The organism is Pedococcus sp. P2_E5 (genome assembly GCF_056403895.1).
On the sequence record NZ_JBFUEP010000084.1, the window covers coordinates 1 to 2,729 of the forward strand.

The window sequence follows — 2,729 nt, forward strand, 5'->3', positions numbered from 1 at the left end:
CGCCGCACCGGCGAGCCCGGCTCCGGCAGCGCCCGCTGCTCCGGAGGCTCCCGCCGCCCGCGCCGACGTCCAGTCCTCGCGTGACGGTGACCAGCAGGGCCCGGGCGTCCCCGCGTCCCCTCGTCCCGGCAGCACCCCTCGTCCGGCTGGCGCCGCCCCCGGCGCTCCTCGTCCCGGCGCACCGCGCCCGGGCAACAACCCGTTCGCGCCCAGCCAGGGCATGCGCACCGGTCGTGAGGGTGGCCCCCGCGAGGGTGGTGCCCGCGAGGGCGCGCCTCGCGAAGGTGCCCCCCGTGAGGGTGGCGGCCGCGACAGCGCCCGTCCGGGCAACAACCCCTTCGCCCCCAGCCAGGGTATGCCGCGTCCCCAGAGCCGTCCCGGTGCAGCCGGTCCGCGCCCCGGCGGCACTGCAGGCCCCGGTGGACCCCGTCCGGCCGGTGCCCGTCCCAGCCCCGGCATGATGCCCGACCGCAGCGCGGTCGGCCGTCCCGGTGACCGTCCCGCCCGCGGCGGCGCACGTGGCCCCGGTGGCCCCGGTGGCGCCGGCGGCGGTCGTGGCCCCGGTGGTCCCGGAGGCCCTGGTGGCCCCGGCGGTGGCGGCGGTTTCGCCGGTCGTCCCGGTGGCGGTGGCTTCCGTGGTGGCGCCGGTCGCGGCTCGACCGCAGGTGCCTTCGGCCGCGGTGGTGGCCGTCCCGTGCGTGGACGCAAGTCCAAGCGCGCGAAGCGCCAGGAGTTCGAGCAGATGCAGGCGCCGTCGCTGGGTGGCGTGACCGTCCCCCGTGGCAACGGCACGACCCTCATCCGGGTGCGTCGTGGCTCGTCGCTCAGCGACTTCGCCGACAAGATCAACGCCAACCCCGGTGCGCTCGTGACGGTGCTCTTCCACCTCGGCGAGATGGCCACGGCCACCCAGTCGCTGGACGAGGACACCTTCAAGCTGCTCGGTGCCGAGCTCGGCTACAACATCGAGGTCGTCTCCCCCGAAGAGGAGGAGAAGGAGCTCTTCGACGCCTTCAACATCGACCTGGAGACGGGTATCGAGGGTGAGGACGACGAGGACCTCGAGGCGCGTCCGCCGGTCGTGACCGTCATGGGTCACGTCGACCACGGTAAGACGCGACTGCTCGACGCGATCCGCAACGAGGACGTCGCCGGTGGCGAGTCCGGTGGCATCACCCAGCACATCGGTGCCTACCAGGTGCACAAGATGCACGAGGGCGTCGACCGCCCGATCACCTTCATCGACACCCCCGGTCACGAGGCGTTCACCGCCATGCGTGCCCGTGGTGCCAAGGTGACCGACATCGCGATCCTCGTGGTCGCGGCCGACGACGGCGTCATGCCGCAGACCATCGAGGCGCTCAACCACGCCCAGGCTGCGGACGTGCCGATCGTGGTTGCGGTCAACAAGATCGACGTCGAGGGTGCGAACCCGGCCAAGGTGCGCCAGCAGCTGACCGAGTACAACCTCGTCGCCGAGGAGTACGGCGGCGAGACGATGTTCGTCGACGTGTCGGCCAAGGCCGGGCAGAACATCGACGCCCTCCTCGAGGCCGTCCTGCTCACCGCCGACGCCGCGCTCGACCTGCGCGCCAACGCCGACCGCGACGCCCGCGGTGTCGCGATCGAGGCCAACCTCGACCGTGGCCGTGGCGCCACGGCCACGGTGCTGGTCCAGGCCGGCACGCTGCACGTCGGGGACGCCATCGTCACCGGGTCGGCCTACGGCCGCGTCCGCGCGATGCTCGACGAGCACGGCAACAACCTCACCGAAGCGGGTCCGTCCCGTCCGGTGCAGGTGCTCGGCCTGTCCTCGGTTCCGCGCKCCGGTGACACCTTCGTGGTGGCTCCGGACGACCGCACGGCCCGCCAGATCGCCGAGCGCCGCGAAGCCGCGGACCGTCAGGCCTCGCTGGCCAAGGCCCGCAAGCGCATCTCGCTCGAGGACCTCACCGAGGCCCTCGCAGCAGGCAAGGTCGAGACCCTCAACCTCATCCTCAAGGGTGACGTGTCCGGTTCCGTCGAAGCCCTCGAGGACGCGCTGCTCCAGATCGACGTGGGCGACGAGGTCGACCTGCGGATCATCGACCGCGGCGTCGGTGCGATCACGATGAACAACATCAACCTGGCCATGGCGTCCAGCGCGGTGATCATCGGGTTCAACGTCCGGGCCGAAGGCCAGAACGCCGACTACGCCGAGCGCGAGGGCGTCGAGATCCGCTACTACTCGGTGATCTACCAGGCCATCGAGGAGATCGAGGCGGCCCTCAAGGGCATGCTCAAGCCGGAGTTCGAGGAGGTGGAGCTCGGCACCGCCGAGATCCGCGAGATCTTCCGCTCCAGCAAGTTCGGCAACATCGCCGGTTCCATCGTGCGCAGCGGCGAGATCAAGCGCGGCACGCGGGCCCGGATCACCCGTAACGGTGTGGTGGTCTCCGAGAACGTCGAGATCGCCGGACTGCGCCGGTTCAAGGATGACGTCACCGAGGTCCGCGAGGGCTTCGAGTGCGGCATCAACCTGGGGTCCTACAACGACCTCCAGCTCGGCGACCTCATCGCCACGTACGAAATGCGCGAGAAGCCCCGCGCCTGATCGTCCGCGACAGCGCGTAGGCCGTGAGGCCGCGACGGGCCCACACCGAGACTCTCGGTGTGGGCCCGTCGCGACAAAGCGGCCCGTCGCGACAAAGCAGTGACGGGCGCGGCCCGACGATGCTTCACTTCTACGA

General features: G+C 71.3%; 1 protein-coding gene. It reads left to right on the forward strand.

The window, feature by feature from the left end:
• On the forward strand, positions 1 to 2,593 hold a 2,593-nt coding region (gene infB / locus AC1DVZ_RS18790), incomplete at its 5' end, for a translation initiation factor IF-2 (RefSeq protein ID WP_477619718.1).
• Between the last annotated feature and the right edge of the window lie 136 nt (positions 2,594 to 2,729).